The 24,508-nt window shown below is 71.2% G+C and carries 22 protein-coding genes; 16 read left to right on the forward strand and 6 right to left on the reverse strand.

Annotated features, from left to right (window positions below):
• The first annotated feature begins 76 nt into the window (after positions 1 to 76).
• From fahA to UA74_RS00555, 6 genes are all read left to right on the forward strand, one after another.
• A complete protein-coding gene (gene fahA, locus UA74_RS00525; RefSeq protein ID WP_075737925.1) occupies positions 77 to 1,282 on the forward strand; it encodes a fumarylacetoacetase in 1,206 nt (401 codons plus the stop codon).
• Positions 1,283 to 1,299: 17 nt separating this feature from the next.
• The gene (locus UA74_RS00530; RefSeq protein WP_083683872.1) at positions 1,300 to 2,001 is read left to right on the forward strand and encodes an IclR family transcriptional regulator; all 702 of its coding nucleotides are present in this window, start codon (positions 1,300 to 1,302) and stop codon (positions 1,999 to 2,001) included.
• 211 nt (positions 2,002 to 2,212) lie between these two features.
• Positions 2,213 to 3,778, forward strand: coding sequence for a cytochrome ubiquinol oxidase subunit I (locus UA74_RS00535; RefSeq protein WP_075737927.1), 1,566 nt, complete (start codon positions 2,213 to 2,215; stop codon positions 3,776 to 3,778).
• Positions 3,779 to 3,991: 213 nt separating this feature from the next.
• Positions 3,992 to 4,999, forward strand: a complete 1,008-nt coding sequence (gene cydB / locus UA74_RS00545) for a cytochrome d ubiquinol oxidase subunit II (RefSeq protein ID WP_075737931.1) — start codon at positions 3,992 to 3,994, stop codon at positions 4,997 to 4,999.
• Positions 4,996 to 8,829 (forward strand): thiol reductant ABC exporter subunit CydC, encoded by a 3,834-nt coding sequence (gene cydC / locus UA74_RS34105; RefSeq protein ID WP_157433919.1) that lies wholly within the window; start codon positions 4,996 to 4,998, stop codon positions 8,827 to 8,829. Before cydB ends, cydC begins: the two co-directional genes overlap by 4 nt.
• A 175-nt stretch (positions 8,830 to 9,004) precedes the next feature.
• Positions 9,005 to 10,165, forward strand: a complete 1,161-nt coding sequence (locus UA74_RS00555; protein ID WP_075737935.1) for a GAF domain-containing sensor histidine kinase — start codon at positions 9,005 to 9,007, stop codon at positions 10,163 to 10,165.
• Positions 10,166 to 10,259: 94 nt separating this feature from the next.
• Here the strand turns inward: UA74_RS00555 and UA74_RS00560 are convergent, their stop codons facing one another.
• Positions 10,260 to 10,892 (reverse strand): response regulator, encoded by a 633-nt coding sequence (locus UA74_RS00560; RefSeq protein ID WP_075737937.1) that lies wholly within the window; start codon positions 10,890 to 10,892, stop codon positions 10,260 to 10,262.
• Positions 10,893 to 11,026: 134 nt separating this feature from the next.
• On the opposite strand from UA74_RS00560, the gene UA74_RS00565 reads away from it, so the two are divergent.
• Positions 11,027 to 11,563 (forward strand): Hsp20/alpha crystallin family protein, encoded by a 537-nt coding sequence (locus UA74_RS00565; RefSeq protein WP_075737939.1) that lies wholly within the window; start codon positions 11,027 to 11,029, stop codon positions 11,561 to 11,563.
• A 684-nt stretch (positions 11,564 to 12,247) separates the two neighbouring features.
• On the opposite strand, the gene UA74_RS00570 is transcribed toward UA74_RS00565, so the two are convergent.
• Complete coding sequence (locus UA74_RS00570; protein ID WP_232237581.1) at positions 12,248 to 12,826, reverse strand: macro domain-containing protein; 579 nt, start codon at positions 12,824 to 12,826, stop codon at positions 12,248 to 12,250.
• Positions 12,827 to 13,029: 203 nt separating this feature from the next.
• Between UA74_RS00570 and pheA the strand changes: the two genes are divergently transcribed.
• Positions 13,030 to 14,031, forward strand: a complete 1,002-nt coding sequence (pheA, locus tag UA74_RS00575) for a prephenate dehydratase (RefSeq protein ID WP_075737943.1) — start codon at positions 13,030 to 13,032, stop codon at positions 14,029 to 14,031.
• Between the two features lie 5 nt (positions 14,032 to 14,036).
• Positions 14,037 to 14,654: a histidine phosphatase family protein gene (locus UA74_RS00580; RefSeq protein WP_075743253.1), complete on the forward strand. Its 618-nt coding sequence runs from the start codon at positions 14,037 to 14,039 to the stop codon at positions 14,652 to 14,654.
• A 277-nt stretch (positions 14,655 to 14,931) separates the two neighbouring features.
• Here UA74_RS00580 and UA74_RS00585 read toward each other — a convergent pair whose 3' ends face one another.
• Together UA74_RS00585 and UA74_RS00590 are read right to left on the reverse strand one after the other, a co-directional pair.
• A complete protein-coding gene (locus UA74_RS00585) occupies positions 14,932 to 15,282 on the reverse strand; it encodes a metallopeptidase family protein (RefSeq protein ID WP_075737945.1) in 351 nt (116 codons plus the stop codon).
• Positions 15,272 to 16,525, reverse strand: coding sequence for a septum formation family protein (locus tag UA74_RS00590; protein ID WP_075737947.1), 1,254 nt, complete (start codon positions 16,523 to 16,525; stop codon positions 15,272 to 15,274). The genes UA74_RS00585 and UA74_RS00590 overlap by 11 nt, the downstream gene beginning before the upstream one ends.
• Positions 16,526 to 16,787: 262 nt before the next feature.
• Between UA74_RS00590 and UA74_RS00595 the strand changes: the two genes are divergently transcribed.
• From UA74_RS00595 to UA74_RS00605, 3 genes are all read left to right on the forward strand, one after another.
• A complete protein-coding gene (locus tag UA74_RS00595) occupies positions 16,788 to 17,423 on the forward strand; it encodes a hypothetical protein (RefSeq protein WP_318533281.1) in 636 nt (211 codons plus the stop codon).
• A 4-nt stretch (positions 17,424 to 17,427) separates the two neighbouring features.
• Positions 17,428 to 18,591, forward strand: coding sequence for a glutathionylspermidine synthase family protein (locus UA74_RS00600; protein ID WP_075737949.1), 1,164 nt, complete (start codon positions 17,428 to 17,430; stop codon positions 18,589 to 18,591).
• A 282-nt stretch (positions 18,592 to 18,873) separates the two neighbouring features.
• Positions 18,874 to 19,344 (forward strand): DUF350 domain-containing protein, encoded by a 471-nt coding sequence (locus UA74_RS00605; RefSeq protein ID WP_075737951.1) that lies wholly within the window; start codon positions 18,874 to 18,876, stop codon positions 19,342 to 19,344.
• Positions 19,345 to 19,441: 97 nt separating this feature from the next.
• On the opposite strand, the gene UA74_RS00610 is transcribed toward UA74_RS00605, so the two are convergent.
• Positions 19,442 to 20,128: an endonuclease gene (locus UA74_RS00610; protein ID WP_232237582.1), complete on the reverse strand. Its 687-nt coding sequence runs from the start codon at positions 20,126 to 20,128 to the stop codon at positions 19,442 to 19,444.
• Positions 20,129 to 20,431: 303 nt separating this feature from the next.
• Between UA74_RS00610 and UA74_RS00615 the strand changes: the two genes are divergently transcribed.
• Positions 20,432 to 21,001, forward strand: coding sequence for a helix-turn-helix domain-containing protein (locus UA74_RS00615; RefSeq protein WP_075737953.1), 570 nt, complete (start codon positions 20,432 to 20,434; stop codon positions 20,999 to 21,001).
• Positions 21,002 to 21,109: 108 nt separating this feature from the next.
• Here UA74_RS00615 and UA74_RS00620 read toward each other — a convergent pair whose 3' ends face one another.
• Positions 21,110 to 21,997, reverse strand: a complete 888-nt coding sequence (locus UA74_RS00620) for an LLM class flavin-dependent oxidoreductase (protein WP_075737955.1) — start codon at positions 21,995 to 21,997, stop codon at positions 21,110 to 21,112.
• Positions 21,998 to 22,236: 239 nt separating this feature from the next.
• On the opposite strand from UA74_RS00620, the gene UA74_RS33945 reads away from it, so the two are divergent.
• The 3 genes from UA74_RS33945 (at position 22,237) to UA74_RS00630 (ending at position 24,407) form a co-directional block, all read left to right on the forward strand.
• Entirely contained in the window at positions 22,237 to 22,368 is a 132-nt protein-coding gene (locus UA74_RS33945; RefSeq protein WP_257787494.1) for a hypothetical protein, read from the forward strand.
• A 3-nt stretch (positions 22,369 to 22,371) separates the two neighbouring features.
• Entirely contained in the window at positions 22,372 to 23,319 is a 948-nt protein-coding gene (locus UA74_RS00625; protein ID WP_083682822.1) for an HAD family hydrolase, read from the forward strand.
• A 155-nt stretch (positions 23,320 to 23,474) separates the two neighbouring features.
• On the forward strand, positions 23,475 to 24,407 hold the full coding sequence (locus tag UA74_RS00630) for an NAD-dependent epimerase/dehydratase family protein (RefSeq protein ID WP_075737957.1): 933 nt from the start codon (positions 23,475 to 23,477) through the stop codon (positions 24,405 to 24,407).
• The last annotated feature ends 101 nt before the right edge of the window (positions 24,408 to 24,508 follow it).

A 24,508-nucleotide genomic window follows, 5' to 3' on the forward strand; every position in this document is an offset into this window, starting at 1 on the left:
CACGCTCTGAGCGAATCCGAGAGGAATCGACGAAAAGAGGTATCCACGATCTGGCCTCTCGAGAGAGGCTGAGCAGGTGAGCTGGATCGACGTGCCCGGATTCCACGCCGCCGCACCGTTCGGGCCGCAGACCCTGCCCTACGGGCTGGTGCGGGTGGACGACCGCTGGACCCCTGCGGTCCGAGTGGGTGACCACGTGCTGCCCTTGCGCGGACTGGCGGGTGCGCTGGGGCCTCGGCTGGCGGGTCTGGTCTCCGAGGACTCCCTCGATCCGCTGCTCGCGCGGGAGGCGGCGATCTGGCGTGAGCTCCGCGAGCGGCTGCAGGAGCTGACCGGCGGGTCGACGGCGCCGCGCGGCGCGCGGCTGATCTCGCTCGACGAGGTCCGGTCCGCCCTGCCCTTCACCGTCGGCGACTACGTGGACTTCTACTCCTCGCGCCACCATGCCGAGAACGTCGGCCGCATCCTGCGCCCGGATTCGGCGCCGCTGCTGCCGAACTGGACGCACCTGCCGGTCGGCTATCACGGTCGGTCGGGAACGGTGGTCGTATCGGGGACCGACGTCGTCCGTCCGCACGGACAGCGTCGCCCGCCGGGCGCCGAGCTGCCCGTCTTCGGGCCGAGCACCCGGCTCGACATCGAGGCCGAGGTCGGCTTCGTCTGCGGCGGCCCGGTCGGGGGCAGGCTCTCGACCGCCGAGGCCGAGGAGCACGTCTTCGGCGTGGTGCTGGTCAACGACTGGTCGGCCAGAGACATCCAGGCCTGGGAGTATCAGCCGCTGGGGCCGTTCCTCGGGAAGTCGTTCGCCACCTCGATCGCGGGATGGATCACCCCGCTGGCCGCCTTCGACCACGCCAGGGTGTCGCCGCCCGCACCGCCGCATCGGCTGCTCGACTATCTCGTCGAGGACCGGCAGGCCGGGTTGGATCTGCGGCTGGCGGTCAGCTGGAACGGCACGGTCGTCACCCGGCCTCGGTTCGCGGAGATGTCCTGGTCGTTCGCCCAGCAACTCGCCCACCTGTCGGTGAACGGCGCTACGGTGCGGCCGGGGGACCTCTTCGCCTCCGGCACGGTGTCCGGGCCGCTCCGGTCCGAACGCGGCTCCTTCCTGGAACTGAGCTGGGGCGGCGCCGAGCCCGTCGAGCTGGCCGGCGGCGCGCGACGAACCTTCCTGGAGGACGGCGACTCGGTGGTCGTCACCGCGACGGCTCCGGGCCCGGAGGGTTCGGTGATCGGACTCGCCGAGGTGGCGGGCACCATCCGACCTGCGGCGTCGGCGTGAGCGTGAGGACTGAGGCGATGGTGGCACCGGCCGCGCGGCGGCGACCTCCCGGCGGGTCGACGACACCGGCAGAGGGCGACGACGTACCGGCGGGCAGAGAACGCTCGCTGACCCTCGAACGCGGGCTCGCCCTGCTCCAGGCGGTCGCGGACGCGGAGTCCGACGCCCCGAGCATCAGCGACCTGGCCACGGCCATCGGCGCCAGCCGGGCGGCGGTCTATCGGATGCTCGGACCGCTGCAGGCTCGTGGGCTGGTCCGTCGTGAGGGCTCCAAGGTCCGGCTGGGGCTGGGGGTGCTGCGGCTGGCCAACCGGGTGCTGCCGCAGGTGCGTTTCGCCGCGCTGCCGTCCTTGCGGATCCTGGCGGAGCAGGTGGGCGCGACCGCGCACATCACCGTCGCCGACGGGATGGACGCGCAGGCCGTCGCCGTCGTCGAGCCGTCCTGGACGGCCTTCCACGTCTCCTACCGGGTCGGCACCCGGCATCCGGTGCGCTTCGGCGCGGCGGGCCGGGCGATCGACCTCGCACCGCAGGACGCGGCCTGGGTGGTGTCCTGCGGCGAGCTCCAGACCGGTGCGCACGGGGTGGCGGCACCGGTCATGGGCGTCGACGGGCTGCGCGCCAGCGTGGGCGTGGTGGCGCTGGCCCCGCTGGACGCCGAGGTGGTGGGTCCGCAGGTGTTGCGGGCCGCCGAGGACATCGCCGCAGCCCTGAGCTGACGAGGGCCGCCCGCGCGGTCCGTTCCGCGCAGGCGGTGCCGAGGGGCGGCCGGTCGACCTTGCGGGCGGTGTACGGACGACCGGGGCCGCCTGCGCGCCGGTGATCGAGCGGCCCGAGACGGGACCTTGGTCCCGTCCGGACGGGACTCTCGAACCTGAAGATCACTCATACACCGCGGCTAGGTTCGCCACGTGCCCTGAAGGAGGCAGCGTGGAGATCCTCGACGTCGCACGGTGGCAGTTCGGCATCACCACCGTCTACCACTTCCTGATGGTGCCGTTGACCATCGGACTCGCCCTGCTCGTCGCGATCATGCAGACGGCCTGGCATCGCACCGGAGACCCCAGGTATCTGGCGATGACCAAGTTCTGGGGCAAGCTGATGCTCATCAACTTCGCCATGGGCGTGGTCACCGGCATCGTCCAGGAGTTCCAGTTCGGGATGAACTGGAGTGCCTATTCTCGGTTCGTCGGCGACGTCTTCGGCGCCCCGCTGGCGATGGAGGGCCTCGTCGCCTTCTTCGTCGAGTCGACCTTCCTCGGACTGTGGATCTTCGGCTGGGATCGGCTGTCGAAGCGACTGCATCTGGCCTCGATCTGGGCCGCCGCGCTGGCCACCGTCGCCTCCGCCTACTTCATCCTCGCCGCGAACTCCTGGATGCAGCATCCCGTCGGGGTGGAGATCGGACCGGACGGCGACCCTCGGCTGAACTCCATCTGGGAGCTGTTGACCAATTCCACCGTGCTCGCCGCCTTCCCGCACACCCTGGCGGGCAGCCTCGCGGTGGCGGGCACCGTCCTCATCGGAATCTCGGCCTGGCACCTGGCCCGCAGGCATCGGGACACTCCGATCGACGACCCGGACCGTCGGGTCTGGCACACCTCGTTGCGACTGGGCGGCTGGGTCGGCTTGGCGTCGTTCGCCGCGGTGGCGGTGTCCGGCGACTTCCAGGCCAAGCTGATGTTCGAGCAGCAGCCGATGAAGATGGCGGCGGCCGAGGCGCTCTGCGAGACCGAGGAGCCCGCCGGATTCTCGATCTTCGCCATCGGCGACCTCACCGACCCGAGCTGCGACAACGTCGTCAGCGTCACCGTGCCCGCCCTGCTGTCCTTCCTCGCCGAGGGCGACTTCGAGAGCGAGGTCCAGGGCATCGAGGACCTCATTCCCGCCTACCAGGAGCAGTACGGGTCGCACTATCCCGACGATCCCCGGCTCGGCGAACTCGCGGGCATGCCCATCGACTACGTCCCCTCGCTGCCGGTGACCTACTGGGGCTTCCGATTCATGATCGGCTTCGGGACGATCGCCGCCGCCGCGGCTGCTGCGGCACTCTGGTTCACCCGAGGCGGCCGGGTGCCCCGGTCGCGGTGGTTCGCGCCGGTCGCCCTCGCCTCGATCGCCACCCCGTTCCTCGCGAACACCTTCGGCTGGATCTTCACCGAGATGGGCCGCCAGCCGTTCGTCGTGGTCCCGAACCCGACCGGGGTGGACGGGGTGTACATGTTCACCGCCAGCGCCGTCTCGGCGGGCGTGTCACTGGGTGAGGCGGTGTTCTCCCTGGTCGCGCTGACGCTCGTGTACGCGGCACTCGCGGTCGTCGAGCTGTTCCTGCTGATCAGATACGCCAGGGCAGGTGTCGGCGGGGTGATGCGGCCGCCCTGGGAGAAGCCCGATCCGCCCGACGACGACCCGTCCGGCCCCTCGGACTCCGGGGACGACGACGGGGACGGCGACGCGAAGGGAACGGGGCAGGATGTCCTCTCCTTCGCCTACTGAGCCCGGGATCGTCGAATCACGATCCCGCCGGGATGCGGCCTGCGAACGTGTTCGGGCCGGGCGGGTCCGCGTCGGGACCGGTGCACGTCCTGCGCACCGCAGATCCACCCGCGCCGGATCCTGCCGCGCCGGATCGTCCGCCATCGGGGCCGGTCCGCGACGTCGAACCGATCGCCGCCACCCGCATCGCACTGTTCGAGCCGGGAGTTGACCATGGATCTGCCCACCGTCTGGTTCTTCCTCATCGCGACGCTGTGGCTCGGCTACTTCTTCCTCGAGGGATTCGACTTCGGCGTCGGGATGCTGCTGGGCATCGGAACCAGGGACGAGAAGGAACGTCGGGTCCTCATCAACACCATCGGTCCGGTCTGGGACGGCAACGAGGTCTGGGTGATCGTCGCCGTCGGGGCGACCTTCGCCGCCTTCCCCGACTGGTACGCCGCGCTGCTGTCCGGGGCCTATCTGCCGGTGTTGTTCGTCCTGCTGAGCCTGATCGGTCGGGGTGTCGCCTTCGAGTACCGAGGCAAGGTGGACAGCGTCCGATGGCGGCGCAACTGGGATCGGATCATCCAGATCGGGTCCTGGGTGCCGCCGCTCGGTTGGGGATTCATCATCACCGCGACGGTCACCGGGCTGCCGATCGACGTCAACGGCGATCTCCGCGGCGGACCGATCGACCTGGTACGCATCGAGACGCTGCTGGGCGCCCTCGCGCTCGCCGGGTTCAGCCTGCTGCACGGCGCGGTGTTCCTCGGATTGAAGACCGACGGCGACATCCGATGGCGGATGCAGCGGTTCGCCCGTCGCTACGGTGCCCTGCTCCTGCTGCCCGGTGCAGCTCTGCTCGCGATCGTCCAGATCCGGCATGGCTCGGCCTGGACGGCCGTGGTCGCCGGGGTGGCGGTCCTCGCCTCGGTCGGTGCCCTGCTTCTGTTGCCGAGGGGAAGAACCGGTCAGGCCTTCACCTTGTTGGGAGTGATGCTCGCCGCAGTGGTGGTGGTTCTGTTCGGATCGCTGTATCCCAATGTCATGCCGTCCACGATCGACTCGATGTTCACCCTGACGGTTGCCGAAGCAGCCTCCAGCCCCTACACACTTAGCGTGATTACTTGGGTCGCCGCATTCGGGACGCCTGCGGTGCTGATCTACCAGGGCTGGACCTACTGGGTGTTCCGACGTCGGATCAGCACCGCGCACATCCCCACGGTGCGCGTGCCGTGAGGGCGTCGACCACGGGCGTGGCGGCCGTGTCGTCGGGGGACGCGGCCGCTCAGTCCACCCGAGGAGCACGGGCGAAGGCACGGGCGGGCGGGCGCGGGCCGGTGGCAGGGCTGGCGCTGCTGCCGAGTTCGACGCGGCGGGCGCTGCTGCTCACCGGCCTGCTCGCGGTGGGCAACGCGGTCGCGCTCGTCGTGCAGGCGGTGGCGATGGCCGAGGCACTCGGAGCCGTGGTCACCTCGGGTGCTCCGGCGGCCGAGCTCACCGGCACGCTGTGGGTGTTGGGCGTCGCCATCCTGGTCAGGGCCGGCTTGAGCTGGGCGACCGAGTCCGTCGCCGCCCGTGCCGCAGGCGCGGCACGGCGTGAGCTGCGAGGTGCGCTGCTCGACGCGGCGCTCCGGATCGGGCCGGAGTGGATTCACGGCGGCGGGTCGAACTCCGAAACGACCGGGTCCGACGCGACGGCGGCAGGCGGCAGGCCCGGGTCGACGGTGCGGGGCGGCGCCGCGCATCTCGCCTCGATCGCGACCACCGGTCTGGACGCGCTGGACGCCTACTTCATCCGGCTGCTGCCTGCGCTCGTCACGGCGGCGGTGGTGCCGCCGCTGGTCGGCGGTTGGATTCTGCTCACCGACCCGCCCTCCGCGGTGCTAATTTTGCTGACCGTCCCGCTGATCCCGCTCTTCGCGGTTCTGATCGGCCGTTTCACCGAGGCGCGGTCGGCCAGGACGGCCGACGCCGCCTCGCGGCTGTCCGACCGGCTGCGGGAACTGGTCAAGGCGCTGCCGCTGCTCACGGCGTTCCGCCGGGCGGAGGCCCAGGCTGCGGTCGTGGAGCGCGTCGACGAGGAGCACCGGCTGGCGGGAATGGCGACCCTGCGCGTCGCGTTCCTCTCGGCGTTGGCGCTGGAGTTGATCGCGTCCATGTCGGTCGCACTGGTGGCCGTCAACATCGGACTCCGGGTGGTGGCGGGCGACGTCGAGCTGACGACCGCGCTGGTCGTGCTCATCCTGGTGGCCGAGTGCTACCTGCCGCTGCGGGCGGCCGGGGCGGCGCATCATGCCGCCGAGGACGGCGTGGAGGCCGTCCGCCGCGTCCACGACGTGCTCGACCTCGCCGACTCGCTCGCGCCGGAGCCGAGACCCGGTACGCCCGCCCCGGCCGGGGCGGATGCGGTGTCCGCCGCCGCGACCCGACCGACGGGTGGCGCTTCCGTGACCAGACCCGCAGCCGGACCCTCGGCGGGGATCACGGCCGACATCGACGTCGCGACCACGTCGGCTTCGACGGCCCACGCGGGGGAGCCCGTCGTCGCAGGTTCGGGGCTCGCCGCTGACGGCTCACGGAGTGTCGCCGCGGAGGGGACGGGTGTGCTCGCCGCGGAGGAGCGGGATGCGCTCGCCGCGGAGGAGCGGGATGCGCTCGCCGCTGAAAAGTCTGGGCGGCTCGCCGCCGAACTCGCCAGGCACGGCCTTCGAGTCGCAGGTCTCCGGGTGCGCAGACGGGATCGAGACGCGCCCGACGGACTGAGCTTCCATGCCGAACCGGGCAAGATCCTGCGGCTGGATGGGCAGAACGGCATCGGACCCAGCGGCAGCGGAAAGTCGACCACCTTCGCCGTGCTGCTCGGGCTGCTGCCCGCCGACTCCGGTGAGGTGTGGATCGGCGACGTCGAGGTGTCGGGCTGCGACATTCGGGAATGGCGACGCACCGTGGCCTGGGTTCCGCAGCGGCCCCGGTTCACCGAGCCGACCGTCGCCGAGGAACTGGCCCTGGCGACGGTCGACCAACCGGGCGGACCGCCGAGTCAGCGAGAGCTGATCGTGGCCGCCCGAGCAGCCGCCGCGGGCCACCTGCTTGGCCGATCCACCACGGCCCTCTCGCTGGGGGAACGGCAGCGGGTGGCGGCGGCTCGCGCGTTCCTGCGGATGGCCCGAGGTGCGCGGCTGCTGTTGCTCGACGAGCCCACTTCGCACCTGGACGCCGCCACTGCGGGCACGGTGGCCGCGAGCATCCACCGGTTCGCCGCCGAGGGCGCAGTGGTGGTGCTGGCGAACCATCGGCCGACCGACGCCGGCACCGCCGTCGAGGCGACGCGCCCGGTGGCCGCGGCCGCCGCACCTCGGCCCGCGCAGCCGGGCAGGCTCTGGGACCTGCTGGACCGTCGGTGGGCGGCGGCCGTGGGGCTGGGCGCCCTCTCCGTTCTCGCCGGAGTGGCGCTCACCGGCGCCGCCGCCTGGCTGATCGCCACCGCCGCCGACCATCCGCCGGTCCTCACCCTCACCGTCGCTGCGGTCCTGGTCCGCACCTTCGCCCTGTCGAAGGCGATGCTGCGGTATCTGGAGCGGCTGTTCACGCACGATGCGGCGTTCCGGCTGGCGGGAAGACTGCGGGTCTCGCTGTGGCGATCGTTGGTGCACTCGGGCCCCGCGCAGGTGAATCACCGGGGCAACGCCGAGGCGCTGCGCACCCTCGTCACGGACGTGGACGTCGTGCGCGATCTGGTGCCCCGCGTGCTGCTGCCACCGTTGGTCGCCGGGGTCGTCGGCGTCGCCGTGGTGATCGCGCAGTGGTCGCTGCTGCCTGCGGCGGGCGCGGCCATGGCCGTCGGTCTGCTGATCGCCTCGGTCGGCGGCGGGTGGGCCGCGGCGGCGGTGCAGCGGCGTGGCATCGCGGTGCCCGCCGTCCTGCGCAGGCGGGTGGCCGACGGAGTGCTCGGACTTCTCGACGGCGCGGCCGACCTGATCGCGATGGGCGCCGATCGGCACCGCCGCGATGCGCTGGACCGTGCTGATCGAGAACTGACCAGGGTGAGCAGGCGGGAGGCCGTCGGCGTCGGCGCGGCGGCCGCCGTGGTGGGGACGGCGACGGGTGCCGCCCTGCTGGTGTGCCTCGTGGCGGCCGCCGACGCGGTCGCGGCGGGTGCGCTGAGCGGACCGTGGGCCGCCGTGGTGGTGCTGGTCGCCCTGGCCGCAGGCGAACTCGTCGCGACCGTGCCCGCTGCCTGGCAGCAGGCCGACGTGCTGCGCAGTGCGCAGGGCCGACTCCTCCCTGCCGAGAGCCTCGATGTGACCAGGCCGCGCGGGGACACCGCACTGCGACCGACCTCGGACACGGCCGAGGTGCGACTGGTCGAGGTCGACGCCCGGTGGCCGGGTGCGGCCGAGCCTGCGCTGCGCGGCGTGACGACGGAGCTGCCGCCGGGCTCCAGGGTCGCGGTGCTCGGCCCGTCCGGTGCGGGGAAGTCGACGCTGCTCGCGCTGCTGCTCGGCTTCCTTCCTGCGGAGCAGGGCATGATCAACCGTCCCGCCAGGGTCGCCTGGTGCCCGCAGGACGCCTCGCTGGTCTCCACCAGCATCCGAGAGAACCTCCGGCTGGCGGACCCGACCGCGGACGACGAGCGACTGCGGGCCGCCCTGCGATCGGCGGGACTGGCCGACTTCGTCGACCGGCTGGACACCGTCGTCGGCGGGGACGGAATCGCGTTGTCCGGTGGCGAGGCGGGCAGGCTGTCCTTCGCCAGGACGCTGCTCGCGGCGCGGGAGGCCGACCTGGTGCTGCTGGACGAGCCGACGGCATCGCTCGACGCCGAGGCCGCTGCGCGCATCCGTACCGCGATCCGTTCCGAACTGGCCGAGCACACCGTCGTGCACGTGACCCACCATGTCGAGGAGGCCGAGGACGCCGATCTCGTCCTGGAGGTGCGCGACGGCACGGTGCGTGCCTATCCCGAGCTGAGCGCACTCGCGTTGTCCAGCCAGCCGCTCTCGATGGAGATCGGCCTGCACAGCGGCCCGGTGGTGGTCCCGGTGCAGCAGCCGAGGGCGGACTAGTCGAATGCGACTGTCGAGCCGGGCGCGAGGAGCTGCCAGGGAGTCCACCGGGGCCACCGCCGCTGCTGGATTGGGGGCGGCCCCGCCGTCGGGCGACGACGCGGCAGCCGCCCGCCCCGTCGCTGCTCGGGCGGCCTGCGGGGATCGCAGGCGGGCTCCTATCCTGAGCACGACCATGGACTCGTCTCTCGCGGGCCGCACGCTCGCCGCCGCGACCGGGATCACCACCGCCGCGCTGGCCGGTGACGATCCGGACCTCGTGCTGCCGCTGGTCGTCGAGCAGGCCGCCGCGCTCACCGGCGCCGACCTCGGTCTGGCGATGGTGCGTTCGTCGGACGGGACGCTGACGGTCGAGGCAGCGCACGGTGGTGTCGACGGCGGCACCCTCGAGGGTTCCTCGTCGGTGGGCGACCCCGTCGGCGCGGTGCTGTCGGCGCGGTCGACGGCGGCCAGGGTGGCGCGTGGCGGCGTCCCGGTGGTGGTCGACGAGCTGACGTCCGACCCGAGGACCGCGCCGTTCGTGCCGAAGGCGCTGCGCGGATACGGACCCTTCGCGGTGGCACCCTTCGGCACCAGGGAACGGCGGCTCGGCGCGCTGGCCGTATACCGCAGACGCGGAGCGGCAGGCTTCTCCGCCGAGTCGGTGGAGGTCCTCACTGCGTTCGCCGCCCAGGCGGGGCTGGCTTTGGTCCTGGCGGAGGGGACCACTGCCCGACGCCGGGTGGCGGTGTACCAGGAGCGCGAACGCATCGCGCGGGACCTGCACGACGTGATCGTGCAGCGGCTCTACGCGGCGGGCATGCAGCTGGACCTGCTGGGCAGGGGCCTGGCCGGGCGGTTGGAGTCGGGTGAGGCGCAGCGACTCGCGGAGACCGTGGACCAGCTGGACACCACCATCGGGGAGATCCGGGCCACGGTGCGCGCACTGCGTTCGGCGGACCCGGCCGAGTCCGCCCCCAGCGGCCTCGCCGACTCGGCGCGGGCGGAGGCGGCGACGGCGGGAGAGCTGCTGGGCGTCGCCCCGACCCTGGAACTGACCGGCCCGGTGGACGACGTCCCGAACACGGTGGCCGACCACGCCAGGGCGGCCCTGCGAGAGGCGTTGTCCAACGTCGTGCGGCACTCCGGAGCGGGGCGCGTGGTCATCCGGCTGCGGCGAGACGAGCACGGGCTGCGCGTGCAGGTGGTCGATGACGGCTGCGGCATCCCGCCCGGTGTCACCCGGCGAGGCCTGCGGCATCTGGAGGAGCGGGCCGCGTCGGCAGGCGGGCGCTGCACGGTGGTCTCCTCTCCCCGATCGGGAACGGATGTGACCTGGACGGTTCCGCTGCCGTGACGGCCAGCGGGCGCGACGACGACTCGGTCCGGGTCGACGATGTCCGCCGTGCCGCTGGAGAGCGGCCGAGCCGATGCGCAGGCGGCGGGAGGATTCAGCGTGCCTGTCGGCGAGCCAGCCAGGCGGCGGCCTGCGTCCGCCGTTCCATGCCCAGCTTCGCCAGCACCGCCGTCACGTAGTTCTTCACCGTCTTCTCGGCCAGGAACAGGCGCAGGCCGATCTGACGGTTCGTCAGCCCCTCGCCGATCAGTTCCAGGACGCGACGCTCCTGCTCGGTCAGGACGGCGAGTTCGTCGATCGGCGCCGGTCGACGGAGTCGGTCGAGCACTCGGGCGGTGGTGACCGGATCGAGCAGGGATCGGCCCGCCGCGACCTCGCGGATCGCCGTCACGAGATCCTGGCCCCGGACCTGCTTGAGGAGATAACCCGCCGCTCCGGCCTGGATCGCCTCGACGAGCAGGTCTTCGTCGTCGAACGCGGTCAGCACCAGGCAGGCGGGCGGGTGCCGGCTCGCGCGCAGCTGCCTGCAGAGGGCTGAACCGTCCCCGTCCGGCAGGCGCATGTCGACCAGGGCCACCTCGGGCCGGGCCGCCGATGCCACCACGAGCGCCTCGCCGACGCTGCCCGCCTCGGCGACGACCTCGATGTCGGACTCGGCGGAGAGCAGGTCCCGCAGTCCGCGCCGAACCACCTCGTGGTCGTCGACGAGCAGCACGCGGATGGACACCTGTCCACCGTACGGAGTGGCGATCGGGCTCCGACATCAGCTCGAAGAATTTCGCGGAGTCGGGAACACCGGGCAAAGTTGAGTCGTTGAGGCTCATGTAAAGCGAGTGCAGCAGTGCGAGAAGGGATGAGTCCATGGCCATCATCACGCGAAGGTCCGGCTGGGAGACGTTCGGCGGCCGGGGCCGCGAACTCGACGCGACGTTCGATGCGCTGGTCGGCAGGGCGTTCGGCGCCGCGCAGACCCGCCGCGCCGACTACTTCACGCCAGCCGCCGACGTCAGCCGCGACGGCACCGACGTCCTCATCACTCTGGAACTGCCCGGTGTGGACATCGATTCCGACGTGGCGGTGGAGGTCTCCGCGGGCAGGCTCCTGATCAGCGGGAGCAGGCGTGCGGCGCGCGAGACCGACAAGGGCGACCGCATCGCCAAGGAGATCCGCGTCGGGGCCTTCCGGCGGGAGTTCACGATCCCGGAGCACGTGACCCCCGATCAGGTTGAGGCCTCCTACGACCGCGGCCTGCTTCAGGTCCGGGTCAGCCGCATCGTCCGGCCGGAGCCGACCACCACCAGGGTGACGGTCCGACAGGGCGCGACGGTCGAGGCGCCCGCCGACGGCGAGCAGTCCTCGGGCCAGGACGGAGCGGCCGTCGTGCCGAGCGGCGACTGAGGTGCGGTGGCTGCACTCGCGGCGGAGTCGGCGCGCAGCGCCGACTCCGCCCTGGGCGGCCGCATCCGCCGGCCCTCCGGGGTCGCCGGCCCTCCGCATCCGCCGGCCCTCCGGGGTGCTCCCGACGACGGCGTCGAGCTTCCGGGCCCGGAAGCTCGACGCCTGCTCGGCCGCCGTGCCAGGTCAGGGCCGGTGAGAAGCAGGCCCGGCAACGGCGGGCCGGAGTCTGGGGTGACAGCCGAGTCCCGCCTGAGCGGCGGGTGCGCTGCTGACGGCCGGGTCTGCGATCCCGGTCGGGTCTCCGGTCGCGTTCTGAGAGCCGGGCAGGACTGGACTGGTCGGCAGGAACACGGCAGGGCCGACGACCGGACTCGGAGCAGCAGGCGCGGACGTCGCCCCGGTCGCGCGTGATCGGTCGGCGCGAGGCTCAGCCTCAGATCGGCCGTACCCGGCTGAGCGGCGTCTCCCCGGAGGTCCCGCCGGACGCAGCACGACGGCCCGGCAGCTGTGCTCTGAACGCCTGCGGCCCTGGTCGTGAACCGGCTTGAGCGGGACTGTTAGAGCGGCACCTGCACCACGGAGAGACGGCCCGGCGCAGTCAGCGCCCGCCGTCCTGTCCGACAGAGCAGTCCTGTCCGACAGGGCAGTCGCTCTGCGCAGGTCTACCGATCACGGAGCCCGTGCTCAGCGTCGTAGGGCGAAGACCTCGTCCCAGGCCGCCGCCACCTGACGCGCGCAGGTCGCCGGGTCCACTCCGCCGATCCCGGTGCCCAGTCCAGGCATGGCGATCGTGCGGACGGCCCGTCGGACGGGGATGCCCTGTTCCAGCGCGCCCTCCGCCCACAGCCGCAGGATCGCCCGTGCGGCGAGATAGGGATGCACCGTGTCGGCGGCGAGCTGCTCGCCGGGCTCTCGCATCGTGGGTGCGCTCACCAGCCATCGAGGCGATCCCGCGCCGGTCGGCACGAGCAGTGCCTCGCCGACAGGGAGTTCACCGCCGTGATAGGCGAGCACGGCGCTGCGTACGTTCTCCTCGGCCATCGGGAACGTTCGCGCGTACAGCGCGTCGATACCGCCCCGCATCCAGCCGTAGGAGTTGGCCGGACTGACCACGGCGTCGGCTCCGACGTCCAGCACGGAGCCCACGTGCACGGAGATCCCCGGCCTCGTGGCGGCGATCTCGTGCCAGGCGTCGGCGAGCCCTGACTCGACCGCGCACAGGACGAGGTGCAGGGCCTGTTGATCTACCGAAGTGGTGCCCACCGAACCGACGGTCACCCTGCAAGCATTACAGGACACCACCGTCTCACGTAACCTGGGCGCCCGACCGGATCAGAGTGATCTAGGTCCTGTCACCGTGGGTGCCGATTCCCTGGCAGTGCGTCAGGGCGTATCCCCCGATCGGGCAGAGCGGGTCGCCGTGGTGCAGGGCATCCAGCGTCGAACCCTGCCCGTAGGGTGGCCTGGTGCGGCGCATCCTCTACCTCGGCCCCGAGGGCACCTTCACCGAACAGGCAGCCAGGACACTCGTGAGCCGGGTCTACCCGGACTCCACCTTCGGTGCCGATCCGACCGCCCTCTCCGGCCAGGCCCGGTCCGACGTCGACCTGATCCTGGAACCGGCCGTCACGGTGCGGGCTGCCATGGTCGAGGTGTCCGCAGGGCGGGCGGAGGCGGTCGTCGCGCCCGTGGAGAACTCCGTCGAGGGCTCCGTGCCCGCCACTCTCGACGCACTCGTCGCCGCCGATCCGATCGTCGCGGTCGCCGAGACGGTGCTGCCCGTCCGGTTCAGTGTCCTGGCCGCCCCGGGAATGACGGCGGAGCAGGTCCGCACGGTGGCGACGCATCCGCATGCCGCCGCCCAGGTCCGGGAATGGCTCGCCCGTGAGCTGCCGGACGCCGTCGTCGTGTCCACCACCTCGACCGCTGCCGCCGCCGTCGAGGTGCTCGCAGGCCGCGCCGACGCGGCCGTGACCGCGCCGCTGGCGGCCGAGCGATACGCGCTCGACGTGCTGGCCGCCGACGTGGCCGATGTTCGGGACGCGGTCACCAGCTTCCGCCTGCTCCGACTGCCCGGCAGGATGCCCGAGCCCACCGGCGTCGATCGGACCTCGCTGGTGGTCACCGTCGACGACCGGATCGGCACCCTCGCCGATCTGCTCACCGAACTGGCCACCAGGGGCGTGAACCTCACCAGGATCGAGTCCCGGCCGACAAGGAGCAGACTCGGGAGCTATCGCTTCTTCCTGGATCTCGACGGCCATCTCGCCGAGCGGCGGGTCGCCGACGCGGTCGCCGCGCTGCGTCGTCGTAGTCAGGAGGTCAGGTTTCTCGGATCATTCCCGCGAGCGCTTCCTTCGGGATGCGCGGTCGCCGCCGTGATCTCGCCGCCGGAGTCGGTCTCCGATGCGGCCTTCGCCGACGCGGCGGCCTGGGTTCAGTCGCTACAAGAGAGGAGTCGGGCATGAGCGGCCTGCGATTGATGCTGGTCAGGCATGGGGAGACTGAGTCGAATGTCCGACTCGCCCTCGACACCGTCCCGCCAGGACCGCCGCTCACCGACGAGGGCTTCCGACAGGCGGAGCGACTCGGCGAGGACCTGGCCGTCGAACCGGTGACCGCCGTCTACGCCAGCCGGGCGTTGCGCGCCCAGCTCACCGCCGCTCCGGTGGCCGCCCGACATGATCTCGACGTCGAGGTGCTGGACGGCGTGCACGAGGTGTTCGTCGGCGACCTCGAAGGCGCCTCCGATCTCGCCTCGCTGGCCCGCTTCGCCGAGGTGTACGCCCAGTGGCAGGAGGGCGACCTCGGACGGGCGTTCCCCGGCGGGGAGAGCGGCAGGCAGGTCGTCGACCGGTTCCTGTCGGTGATCGACAAGCTCAAGACCCTGCATCGGACCGGGACGGTGGTCCTGGTCAGCCATGGGGCTGCGCTGCGGCTGGTCGGCGGCTGCCTCGCCGAGAACGTGACCGGTTCGCTGGCGAATGCCACGCATCTGCCCAACACCGGACGCATCGTCATGAGCGAGGACGACGCCGCGACGTCGGGATGGCGTTGCCTGGAGTGGACCGGCCACGAGATCTCGGTCTGAGCGTCGGAACACCAGTCTCGACCCGCGCGCCCGGCCTCGGTCTCGCGGCGGGGGTCTCTCGGCGGGTGCGAAGAGCAGCAGGCGACGGGGGTGCGAGTCGCGGGACGGTGAGCTGACGACGGCGCGCCTGCCTGCACCACCGGTTCGGCAGGCGGCCGCAGGGCGCGCCCTCGGCGCGCTCGACCCGCTGCGATCGACCCCGGCAGCAGGTCCTTCGCCGGGACGTCCCCGCGTCGCTGACGACCCCGGCCCAGAGTCCCCACCGGGCGGCGGCGGCTCAGCCCCAGCCGAGTTCGTGCAGCCGCTCGTCGTCGATCCCGAAGTGGTGGGCGACCTCGTGGACGACGGTCACGGCGATCTCGTCCACCACCTCCGCCTCATCGGCGCACATCGCCAGCAGCGGTTCCCGGTAGACGGTGATCCGATCGGGCAGCACGCCGCCGTAGGTCGAGTCCCGTTCGGTGAGGGCGATCCCCTCGTAGAGTCCGAGCAGGCTCGGCTCCTCCGGGTTGTGGTCCTCCACCAGCACGACCACGTTGTTCATCGCCCGGGCGAACTCGACCGGGATCAGGTCGAGCGCATCGGACACGAGTTCGTCGAACCGGCTCCGCGACATCTCAACCGCCATCGCCGGTGCCTCCCTCGGCGCCGGTGTCCTCGCCGCCCTCGCCGCCCTCGGGATCGGTCTCGTCGGGTTCCTCGTCGGTGTCGTCACCGTTCTCGTCCGACTCGGGCGCCCCGGACTCGTCCGGGTTGCCGTGCATGGGCGGCCCGGTCGGATTGGGCAGTGGCGCGCCCGGCGTGACGGTGTTCTCCTCCGGGGCGGCCTCCTCGTCGCTGACCTCGAACTCGCCCCGCACGCTGCCGGTGATCGGCGCTATCCCGCTCTCATCGGGCAGCACCGCCGCCACGTAGCACTTCACGTGTCGGGTCCCTGCCTCCCAGCTCTCCAAGGGGAGCAGGTCCCAGGCGTAGATGAGCCCCTGTTCACTCACCGGCCCGCCCGCGTAGTCGGTGGAGGCCTGCCTGCACAGCGGTTGCAGATACTCGTCCTGTTGGGCGTCGGAGGGGTGCACGTCGAAGCCCTCGGAGAGGTCGTAGACCTCGATGATCTCCTGAGAGTGCGGCTCGGCGCAGTCGACCGGGTCGGTGACGGCGCCGCCGTTGATCCCGAGGCACACTCCCGGCTCGTGCACGTTGGCCTGGTCCAGGGTCGCGACCTCGCCGACGATCGGATAGAGCCCGCCGGAGGTCGCGGGCCACTGGAGCCCGCAGTGCATCGTCCGGTCGCCCTCCTCCCAGCTCTCGGCGCTCGGCGTGAACGCGTTGACCCGGAACCGGCCGTAAGGGTCGAGCAGTCCGTCGAGGTAGTCGGCTGCCTGCGGCAGGCAGTGGGTGTCCTTGAGCGCCAGCCAGATGTCGGTGTCCGGGAACGGCGCGTCCTCGCCGTAGGGCTCCGGCTCGTCGGCGGAGTCGGACGGATCGGTGCCGGGCTCGCCGTCCTCGACACCGCCCGCACCTGCACCGCCGCCCTCGGGCTCCGTGCCGTCAGCGCCCTCGTCGTCCGCAGCGTCCTCGGCAGGGAGCGTGGCGAGGTCGATGGAGCCCGAGACCTCGAAGAGATGTGGCTCCGCGCAGGTCACGGGGCGGATGTCAGAGGCATCGGACTCGGCCCAGGTCAGGCACTCACCCGGCTCGGTCTCGAAGAGCAGCGCCGCCTGCTGTGGTTGTTGAGGACCCGCTCCGGGCCGGCCGCCGCCACCGCCCGGCCCGCCGCCCGACCGATCGCCGGGGAGCAGGGAGAGCGCTGACGCCGTCAGGACGATCAGCGCGCCTGCGGCGGCGCCGATCATCACGAGTCGCGTGTTCATCGCGCCGGGTCTGGGCCGCGATGATTCGGGAGTCTCGGTTGCATCGGACATCGTGTCCATCATGCCTGGCGGCTGTCCGTCGTACGGTAGGTGGCGGAGGAGGACGCGACACCGCTTCTTGCTCCATTCGGGTGAAACATGTTTCCTGTAATCAGGAGTTGACGTCTCAAGTGCCTGTAAGCGGTCCTCGGACGTGGTGAACGGACACGGGACCGAGCGGCTCTCAAGGGTCAGCTGTGTCTGGATTTCGGGGGAGTGACTGATGACCAACGGCGACGAGAACAGAGTCGACGGCCCACAGGAACCGGCCGACGCTGCTGCGGGCGGACCACCGAAGCCCCGGCCTCGGATGTCGGGCGGCGGGCCGGGGCGAGGGCGGATCCGGCACCAGGAGGCAGGCACCACCACGCCTCGCGAGCCCACGCTGGCCGAGAAGCGGGCCCGCCTCGCCGCGGAGCGCAGGCAGCGGGAGGCGGAGGAGCAGGAGTTCCAGGAGTCCGAACGCAAACGGAAGCTCCGCAAGCGGGTGATGATCGGCGGCGGCGTGACCCTCGGCGTCGTGGCCCTCATCGCCGTCGCCTATGCCTCGCGTCCCCAACCGGTGACGGCGTACTGCGTGGACGAGAACGGCGTGGAGGCCGAGGACGAGCGGGTCTGCGACCCGGCGTACGCCCAGCAGCAGGGCGGCACGGTCGGCCCGAGCGGCATCATCTTCCTGCCCGGTTTCGGCGGCGGGGGAAATCAGTACCACTACAACTACGGCGGGACCCCTGGGGCCGGGGGGACGGTGAGCGGGGGGACTACGGTTCGTCCTGACAATGCCGAGATCCGGAGCAAGTCCGGGTCCACGATCCAGCGCGGCGGCTTCGGCACGGGCCGCGGCAGCGGGGGGAGCTGACACGGTGCACCGCGAGACCTCGACGCCACGGCCGGACTGGCGGGAGCGAACGGCCGAGCAGGGCCTCGTCTTCGGCACTCCTTCACGCGGGCCCGGCGGCGCCCCCCGGCCCTACTGGGACGAGTCGGTGCACTACGTCTTCAGCCTGGACGAGGTCCTGTCGATGGAGGCCGACGTCGAGCTGCTGCACTCCATGTGTCTCGAGGCGGTGGACAACGCGGTGATGACCGACCGGTACCGGGACTTCGGCATCTCCGAGGAGGCCTGGCCCGCCGTGGTCGAGTCGTGGCGGCGCCGCGATCCGCATCTGTACGGCCGGTTCGATCTGCGTTACGACGGCAGCGGTCCCGCGAAGATGCTCGAGTACAACGCGGACACGCCCACCTCGCTGCTCGAGGCGGCGGTGCTTCAGTGGCACTGGCTGACCGACACCCGCGAGGGTGACGATCAGTGGAACTCGATCCACGAGAAGCTGGTCGAGCGCTGGGGCGAGATCGCCGACATGCTGCCGTCCAACGAGGTCCACTTCAGCTGGTCCTCCGGGGACACCAGCGGCGAGGACCACGTCACCGCGGCCTACCTGCAGGAGACGGCCGCCGAGGCGGGACTGAACACCATCGGGCTGGCCATCGAGGACCTCGGCTGGGACACGCTGCTCGAACGCTTCGTGGATCTGGAGGAGGCGCCGATCTCCACCATCTGCAAGCTCTACCCGTGGGAGTGGGTGGTGGACGACGTGTTCGGCAAGCACGCGATCACGTCGCTGCCGGAGACGCTGTGGGTCGAGCCGCTGTGGAAGATGCTGCTGTCGAACAAGGCGCTGCTCGCCGTGCTCTGGGAGATGTATCCCGGCCACCCCAACCTGCTGCCCGCGTTCCTCGACGAGCCGGGTTTCCTCACCGAGTACGTCCGCAAGCCTCGACTCGGCAGGGAGGGCGCGAACATCAAGATCGTCGCGCCGGGGATCGAGCAGGAGACCGGCGGGGTGTACGGCGAGGAGGGCTTCGTCTACCAGCTCTTCGCGCCGCTGCCCGAGTTCGACGGGATGCGGCCCGCGTTAGGCGCCTGGGTCGTCGGCGATCAGGCGGCCGGGCTCGGCATTCGCGAGACGGTGGGCCTGGTGACCGATGACGGGGCGTCGTTCGTTCCACACCGCATTCCCGGCTGAGCCGGCTGCGGACACGGCATGACGGACTGGGCCTGGGATCTTCGGCATCCCCGGCCGAGCCGGATCTCGATGATGATGCGACGATCGTCATCGCGGTGCGACAAATCAGGCGAACGGCTGCTCGCGGATGTCCGCCTCGGTGCGCCGTTCGACCCATGATCATCATACCTGGTGATGATCTTTCGCCGTCTCCCGGCGAACCGCTTGCAGACGAAGACACTCGATGATGACGAACCATCGGCCGGGACGAACCACCTGGCTGGTTCGAGGAGGTAGAACCCGGTGGCCACCACCAACGTCGCCCAGACGAGCCTTGCGTTGCAAGAAGGCTTCCTCGGTTTCCTCGGCGCGGGCGTCGGCGCCATCGCCCTCTACGCCATCCTCGGCCTGCTGCTGATGCTGGTCGGCTTCTACGCGATCGACCTGACCACCCCCGGCAAGCTGAGCGAGCTGGTCAGGGCGGGCAAGCCCAACGCGGTCGTGCTCACCGCCGCCGGACTGTTCAGCATGGCCTTCATCGTGGTCGTCGCGATCTTCAACGCGTCCGGCGGATTGCTGGAGGGCCTGCTGGCCGCGCTGGTCTTCGGCCTCGTCGGCATCGTGGCGCAGGTGCTCGCGGTCCGGGTTCTGGAATGGGTGGCAGGCATCCAGATCGGACAGCTCATCCACGCCGACGCGCTGACCCCCGCCAGCTTCGTCGTCGGTGCCGCACACCTCGGACTGGGCCTCGTGGTCGCGGTCGCGGTCGCCTGAGCCTCCCGCGCGGGTGCGTCGGGACTCGGGCGCTCCGGGACTCGGCGGTCAGGGCGGACGCGGACCTCGCTCGGCGGGTTGTGCGAGACGGCGCCGGTCAGGCCGGCTCGGTCACCCGCGCGACGAGGTCGCGCTCGAGGGTGGCTCGTACCAGGGCGGCGGCGAGCCTGGCGTAGTCGTCGGGCTCGACCAGCCTGGCGAGGCGGTCGGGATCGGTGGGCAGCCCCAGTCGTTCGGCGCCCGCCTGTGCCTTGCCGTCGAAGTACGGACGGAGTTCCGGCCACACGGCCTGTGCCTCGCGGCAGAAGACGTCGGCGCCGACCGGGCCGAGCCGAGGGAACTCGCGGATCAGCTCGGGCATCCTGGCCGGATCGCGTGCTGCGGCATCCCGCAGTCGACGCAGGTCGTCGTGGTATCGCTCCCGCATCAGCTCGGCGCCCCGATGCAGCGCGGTGGCGGTGCTCTCGTCATAGCGCACGTATCGAGCCCGCCCCAACGCGTGGATCAACTCTCGCCTGCTCGACTCGCGCACGGCCCGTGGCGTGCCCATCCCGCTGTCGGCGATCTCGCGGGCGGCGGCCACGGCGGTGTTCGCCCGGATCGGCACCGACACCAGCTCGGCCAGCATGAGCAGTCGATAGAGCGCGGCAGGCTTGTCCGCGACTCGGATGCCCGCCTCCTCCGCATAGGTACGGCCCGCCTCGGTCAGCAGTCGGTCGACGAGCTCGCGGTCCCCTGCGGCGGCCTGGCCGGAGCCGTGGCCCGCCTGCTTCTTCTTCGCCATGCCTACCTCCTTCGAGTCTCGCCTCTGGGGCTACCCGCCACACTCTTGGGCGACACCCGTGCAGGTCAGGCCGCCTGGTGGCGGTCGCGCGGAGCTGCTTCGGCCGGGCGGCCTCCTGGTGCTCGGGTGCCGGGAGCCGGGCCCGCCGAGCCGTGACCTCGGTAGGCGGGCGAGGCGGAGCGGGGGATGCCTGACGGGGCATCGGACGACAGGCAGGCGCCGCCCACCCGGTCGGCGGCGGGCCATCGGGCGGGGCCGGTCGGCGGCGGGCCGATCGGCGGTTGCTGACGTAGCCTGCAAGGCATGTCCGTCGACGTGTCGGAACAGGCGCTGGCCGGTCTCGGTGCGCGGGTGCGCGGGCTGCGGACGCGTCGAGGCCTGAGCCGATCACAGCTCGCCGCACGCAGCGGCCTGAGCGAGCCGCACCTGTCGCGGCTGGAGAACGGGGAGCGGCTGCCCTCCCTGCACATGCTGGCCAGGCTGGCCGCCGGACTGGACGTTTCGCTGGCCGAACTGCTCACCGATCAGCCGCCGGGGCCTGCTGCGGTCGTCATGCGGGGCGACAGCGTGCCGACGGTCTCCGCAGGCGGACTGTCGACGCAGGTGCTCACCCCGAGATCGGTCGTTCCGGGGATGTACGCCACTCGCTACCAGCTCGAACCCTCCGCCGAGACGACTGATCTCCTCATCCACGACGGCAACGACTGGATCTACGTGCTCAGTGGAGCACTGCTCATCGACTTCGGGACGGATTCGATCAGTCTCGCGCCGGGGGACAGCGTCAGCTTCAGCTCGCGGGTGCCGCATCGGCTGCGCGCCGAGAACGGCAGGCCAGTGGACTTCCTGGCCATCGGCCATACGCTCACCAGCTGACGCCTGATCGCATCGGATGTCGGTGCGGCGACCTGAGGGGAGCAGGCGCCGACCTGATCCGCCTGCGGGCCCGCGTGGCAGGGCGGCCTCTCGCGTGGCCGCGACGCATCACCAGGTGTTCGAACGCAGCGAGGGCAGCACCTCGGCCGCGATCTGCTCCAGCACCGATTCATTGCCCGCGTACACGCCGTCGGACCGGGGCCAGTGCGCCACGACGTCGGTGAAGCCCAGTTCGTCCGCGCGGCCGACCACGTCGCGAAACTGCTCCACGCTGCCCATCGAATAGGAGGTCGCGGAGTCCACGCTCAGGTACCGATCGATGCTGTCCTGCCTGCGACCGGCGGCGTCCAACGCCTCGCTCATCCGCCGCGAGAGCACGTCCACCGAGCGCCACCAGTCGGCTCGGTTCTCGGTCCGGTCGCCGTTGGTCAGCCAGCCCTGGCCGAAGCGGGCGGCCAGCCGCATGGATCGGGGCGCGTTGGCCGCGATCAGGAACGGGACTCGAGGCTGCTGCACGCACCCCGGTGTGCTGCGTGCCTCGACGGCGTGGAAGTGCGTGCCCTGCCAGGTGGTCTTGTCTCGGGTCAGTACCGCGTCGAGTAACTCGACGAACTCCTCGAACCGGTCGGTCCGGTCGCGGGGCGTGCCGTGGTCCGTGCCGAGGACCGAGAGGTCGAAGCCGGTGCCGCCCGCGCCGATGCCGAGTTGCAGCCGCCCGTCCGAGACGTCGTCCAAGGCGGTCACCTCGCGAGCGAAGGCGACCGGATGTCGGAAGTTCGGCGAGGCGACGAGCGTGCCGAGTCGGATTCGGGAGGTGACCATCGCCGCCGCCGTGAGGGTCGGCATGGCGCCGAACCACGGCTCGTCCACCAGAGAACGCCAACCCAGGTGATCGTAGGTCCAGGCATGATCGAACCCGTAGGTCTCGACGGCCCGCCACTTGGGTTCGGCGATCCACCACCGGTACTCGGGAAGGATCACGATGCCGATTCGCACGCGGGCTCACGTTACGGGCCGCGCAGCCGGTTGCAAACCACCATCAGACGATCACCCGATGAGAGCAGAGCCGCTGCGGACTCGGCCCATGGCACCGGACCAGCCGTGACCAGCGGTACTCGTTCGCGCCTCATTGGGCCTATCGGGTGTAGCGGAATGAGACCGACTAACGAAAGTGACCGCAGACACGATACCCCAAGTGGATACCAAGCCGATGTCCATTGGGGAGGTACAGCCGAATGGCGCTTCGACTGACCGCCATGCTCGCTGCCTTCGTGTTCGCAGTGGTGGCCGCGTTCGGGTTCGTCCTGTTCAATCTCGTCGACTCCGCACCGACGGTCAGCATCGAACTCGTGAGCAACGAGGAGTGACCTATGCCGAGGTGGGGCGGCCACGGTGTGGTGGACCTCTCCGGCTCGGCGGCGGCGTGGACCCGGCGGCGGCTGCGAGTAGCCGACGAGCTGCGGTATCCAGCCGCTGATCAGCCTGATGGCGGGCACTATGACGGAGTGCGAACCCCCAGACTCGTCGCCTCGGACATCGACGGAACACTGCTCGATCCGTTGGAGCGACTTCGGCCGAGAACAGCCGACGTGATCGGAAGACTGAGTGCGGCAGGCGTGCCCTTCGTGCTCGCCACCGGACGCTCCCCGAGGTGGGTGACCCCGATCAGCAGGCTCATCGGCGTCGCAGGCCCGGCGGTCTGCGTGAACGGTGCGGTGATCCTCGACACCCGTGATGATCGAGTCGACCGCGTGTACACCCTGGACCCGATTCTGCTGGGCGACCTCGGCGAGGCGCTGCAGACGGTGCTTCCCGGCTGCGGCCTCGCGGTCGAGCGCGTCGAGGGCGAGGGACGGGCCGACTTCATCGAGGAGTTCCGTGCTGGGCCGGGCTACCTGCACCCCTGGCCGGAGTCGCTCCTCATCAGGACGTCGGTCGCCGAGCTGTTCGCCCGACCTGCGGTGCGGCTGATGGTCAGACACGACTCGCTGAACAGCACGGAGATGGTCGACGCCGTGACGGCGCTCCTCGGCGACGCGGTCGACGTCACCTTCTCCACCGACCTGGGTCTGATCGACCTGATGCCTGCCGGGGTGACCAAGGCGAGCGGTCTCTCGGAGGTCGCCGCCGGGCTCGGCCGCACCGCCGAGGACGTCATCGCCTTCGGCGACATGCCGAACGACCTCGCGATGCTGAGCTGGGCCGGGCACGGGGTGGCCATGGCCAACGCCCACCCCGCCGTACTGTCGGTGGCCGACGAGGTGACGGCGAGCAATGCCGAGGACGGCGTGGCGAAGGTCCTCGAACGCTGGTTCTGAGCGAGCAGGCTTCGCGCGGTGCCTGCCGGACCGGCTGCGGCGCGGCGCGCGTCCGCATCGTCGCCGACGGCGTTCGACCGCCTGGGCTGCGCAGAGCGCTCGCGTCGTTACGATGACCGAGTAATCCGCCGCCTCGGAGAAGGATCTGTCAAGCCATGCGCGTTCTGGTAACCGGTGGGGCCGGGTTCATCGGCTCCACGCTCGTCGACCGGCTGCTCGCCGATGGTTGCGAGGTCGCCGTCGTCGACGACCTCAGCCGGGGAAGGCGGGAGAACCTCACTGCCGCGCTCGACACCGGCCGCGCCACGCTGCACGAGCTCGACATCGTCGATCCCGAACTGATCGAGCTGGTCGCTCGCGTCCGTCCCGAGGTCGTCTTCCACCTGGCCGCGCAGATCGACGTCCGGGTCAGCGTGGCCGATCCGCTGCTGGACGCGCGACAGAACGTGCTCGGCACGATCACCGTCGCCGAGGCGGCTCGACGCGCCGAGGTGCGCAAGGTGGTCTTCTCCTCGTCGGGCGGCTCGATCTACGGCACGCCGGACACGCTGCCCATCGCCGAGACGGTCCCCGTCGATCCGCAGTCGCCGTACGCGGCGGCGAAGGTGTCCGGCGAGGTGTACCTGAACACCTACCGAGGCCTGTACGGGCTCGACTGCACCCATCTGGCGTTGTCCAACGTCTACGGGCCTCGACAGGACCCGCACGGTGAGGCGGGCGTCGTGGCGATCTTCGCCGAGTCCCTGCTCGCGGGCCGCCCCACCAAGGTGTTCGGCGACGGCGGCAACACCCGTGACTACGTGTTCGTCGGCGACGTGGTGGCCGCCTTCGCCGCTGCGGCGGGCGAGTCCGGCTCCGGCAGGCGTTACAACATCGGCACCGGCGTCCAGACCTCCGATCGTGGCCTGCACACCCTGGTGGCCGCCGCCGCAGACGCACCGGACACCCCGGAGTTCCATCCGGAGCGACTCGGCGACCTGCGTGCCTCGGCGCTGGACTCGACCGCCGCCCAGCGTGAGCTGGGATGGAAGCCTGCGGTCGACGTCGCCGAGGGCGTGCGTCGCACGGTCGAATACTTCCGCCGCTGAGTCGGCTCCCCCGGACAGATGCTGGCGGGGCCGAGTTCTTCTGCCCGGCACCTCTGCCTGCCGAGTTCGGCGACCGGTCGTCTGCGGCACCCAGCACGCCT

The organism is Actinoalloteichus fjordicus, from assembly GCF_001941625.1.
GTDB lineage: Bacteria > Actinomycetota > Actinomycetes > Mycobacteriales > Pseudonocardiaceae > Actinoalloteichus_A > Actinoalloteichus_A fjordicus.

Bases quoted from the DNA above. Each gene is read 5' to 3' on its own strand.
- UA74_RS00530 (WP_083683872.1), top strand. From the start codon at position 1,300: ATGGTGGCACCGGCCGCGCGGCGGCGACCTCCCGGCGGGTCGACGACA.
- cydB (WP_075737931.1), top strand. From the start codon at position 3,992: ATGGATCTGCCCACCGTCTGGTTCTTCCTCATCGCGACGCTGTGGCTC.
- UA74_RS00555 (WP_075737935.1), top strand. From the start codon at position 9,005: ATGGACTCGTCTCTCGCGGGCCGCACGCTCGCCGCCGCGACCGGGATC.
- UA74_RS00565 (WP_075737939.1), top strand. From the start codon at position 11,027: ATGGCCATCATCACGCGAAGGTCCGGCTGGGAGACGTTCGGCGGCCGG.
- UA74_RS00585 (WP_075737945.1), bottom strand. From the start codon at position 15,282: ATGGCGGTTGAGATGTCGCGGAGCCGGTTCGACGAACTCGTGTCCGAT.
- UA74_RS00590 (WP_075737947.1), bottom strand. From the start codon at position 16,525: ATGAACACGCGACTCGTGATGATCGGCGCCGCCGCAGGCGCGCTGATC.
- UA74_RS00595 (WP_318533281.1), top strand. From the start codon at position 16,788: ATGACCAACGGCGACGAGAACAGAGTCGACGGCCCACAGGAACCGGCC.
- UA74_RS00610 (WP_232237582.1), bottom strand. From the start codon at position 20,128: ATGGCGAAGAAGAAGCAGGCGGGCCACGGCTCCGGCCAGGCCGCCGCA.
- UA74_RS00615 (WP_075737953.1), top strand. From the start codon at position 20,432: ATGTCCGTCGACGTGTCGGAACAGGCGCTGGCCGGTCTCGGTGCGCGG.
- UA74_RS33945 (WP_257787494.1), top strand. From the start codon at position 22,237: ATGGCGCTTCGACTGACCGCCATGCTCGCTGCCTTCGTGTTCGCAGTG.
- UA74_RS00625 (WP_083682822.1), top strand. From the start codon at position 22,372: ATGCCGAGGTGGGGCGGCCACGGTGTGGTGGACCTCTCCGGCTCGGCG.
- UA74_RS00630 (WP_075737957.1), top strand. From the start codon at position 23,475: ATGCGCGTTCTGGTAACCGGTGGGGCCGGGTTCATCGGCTCCACGCTC.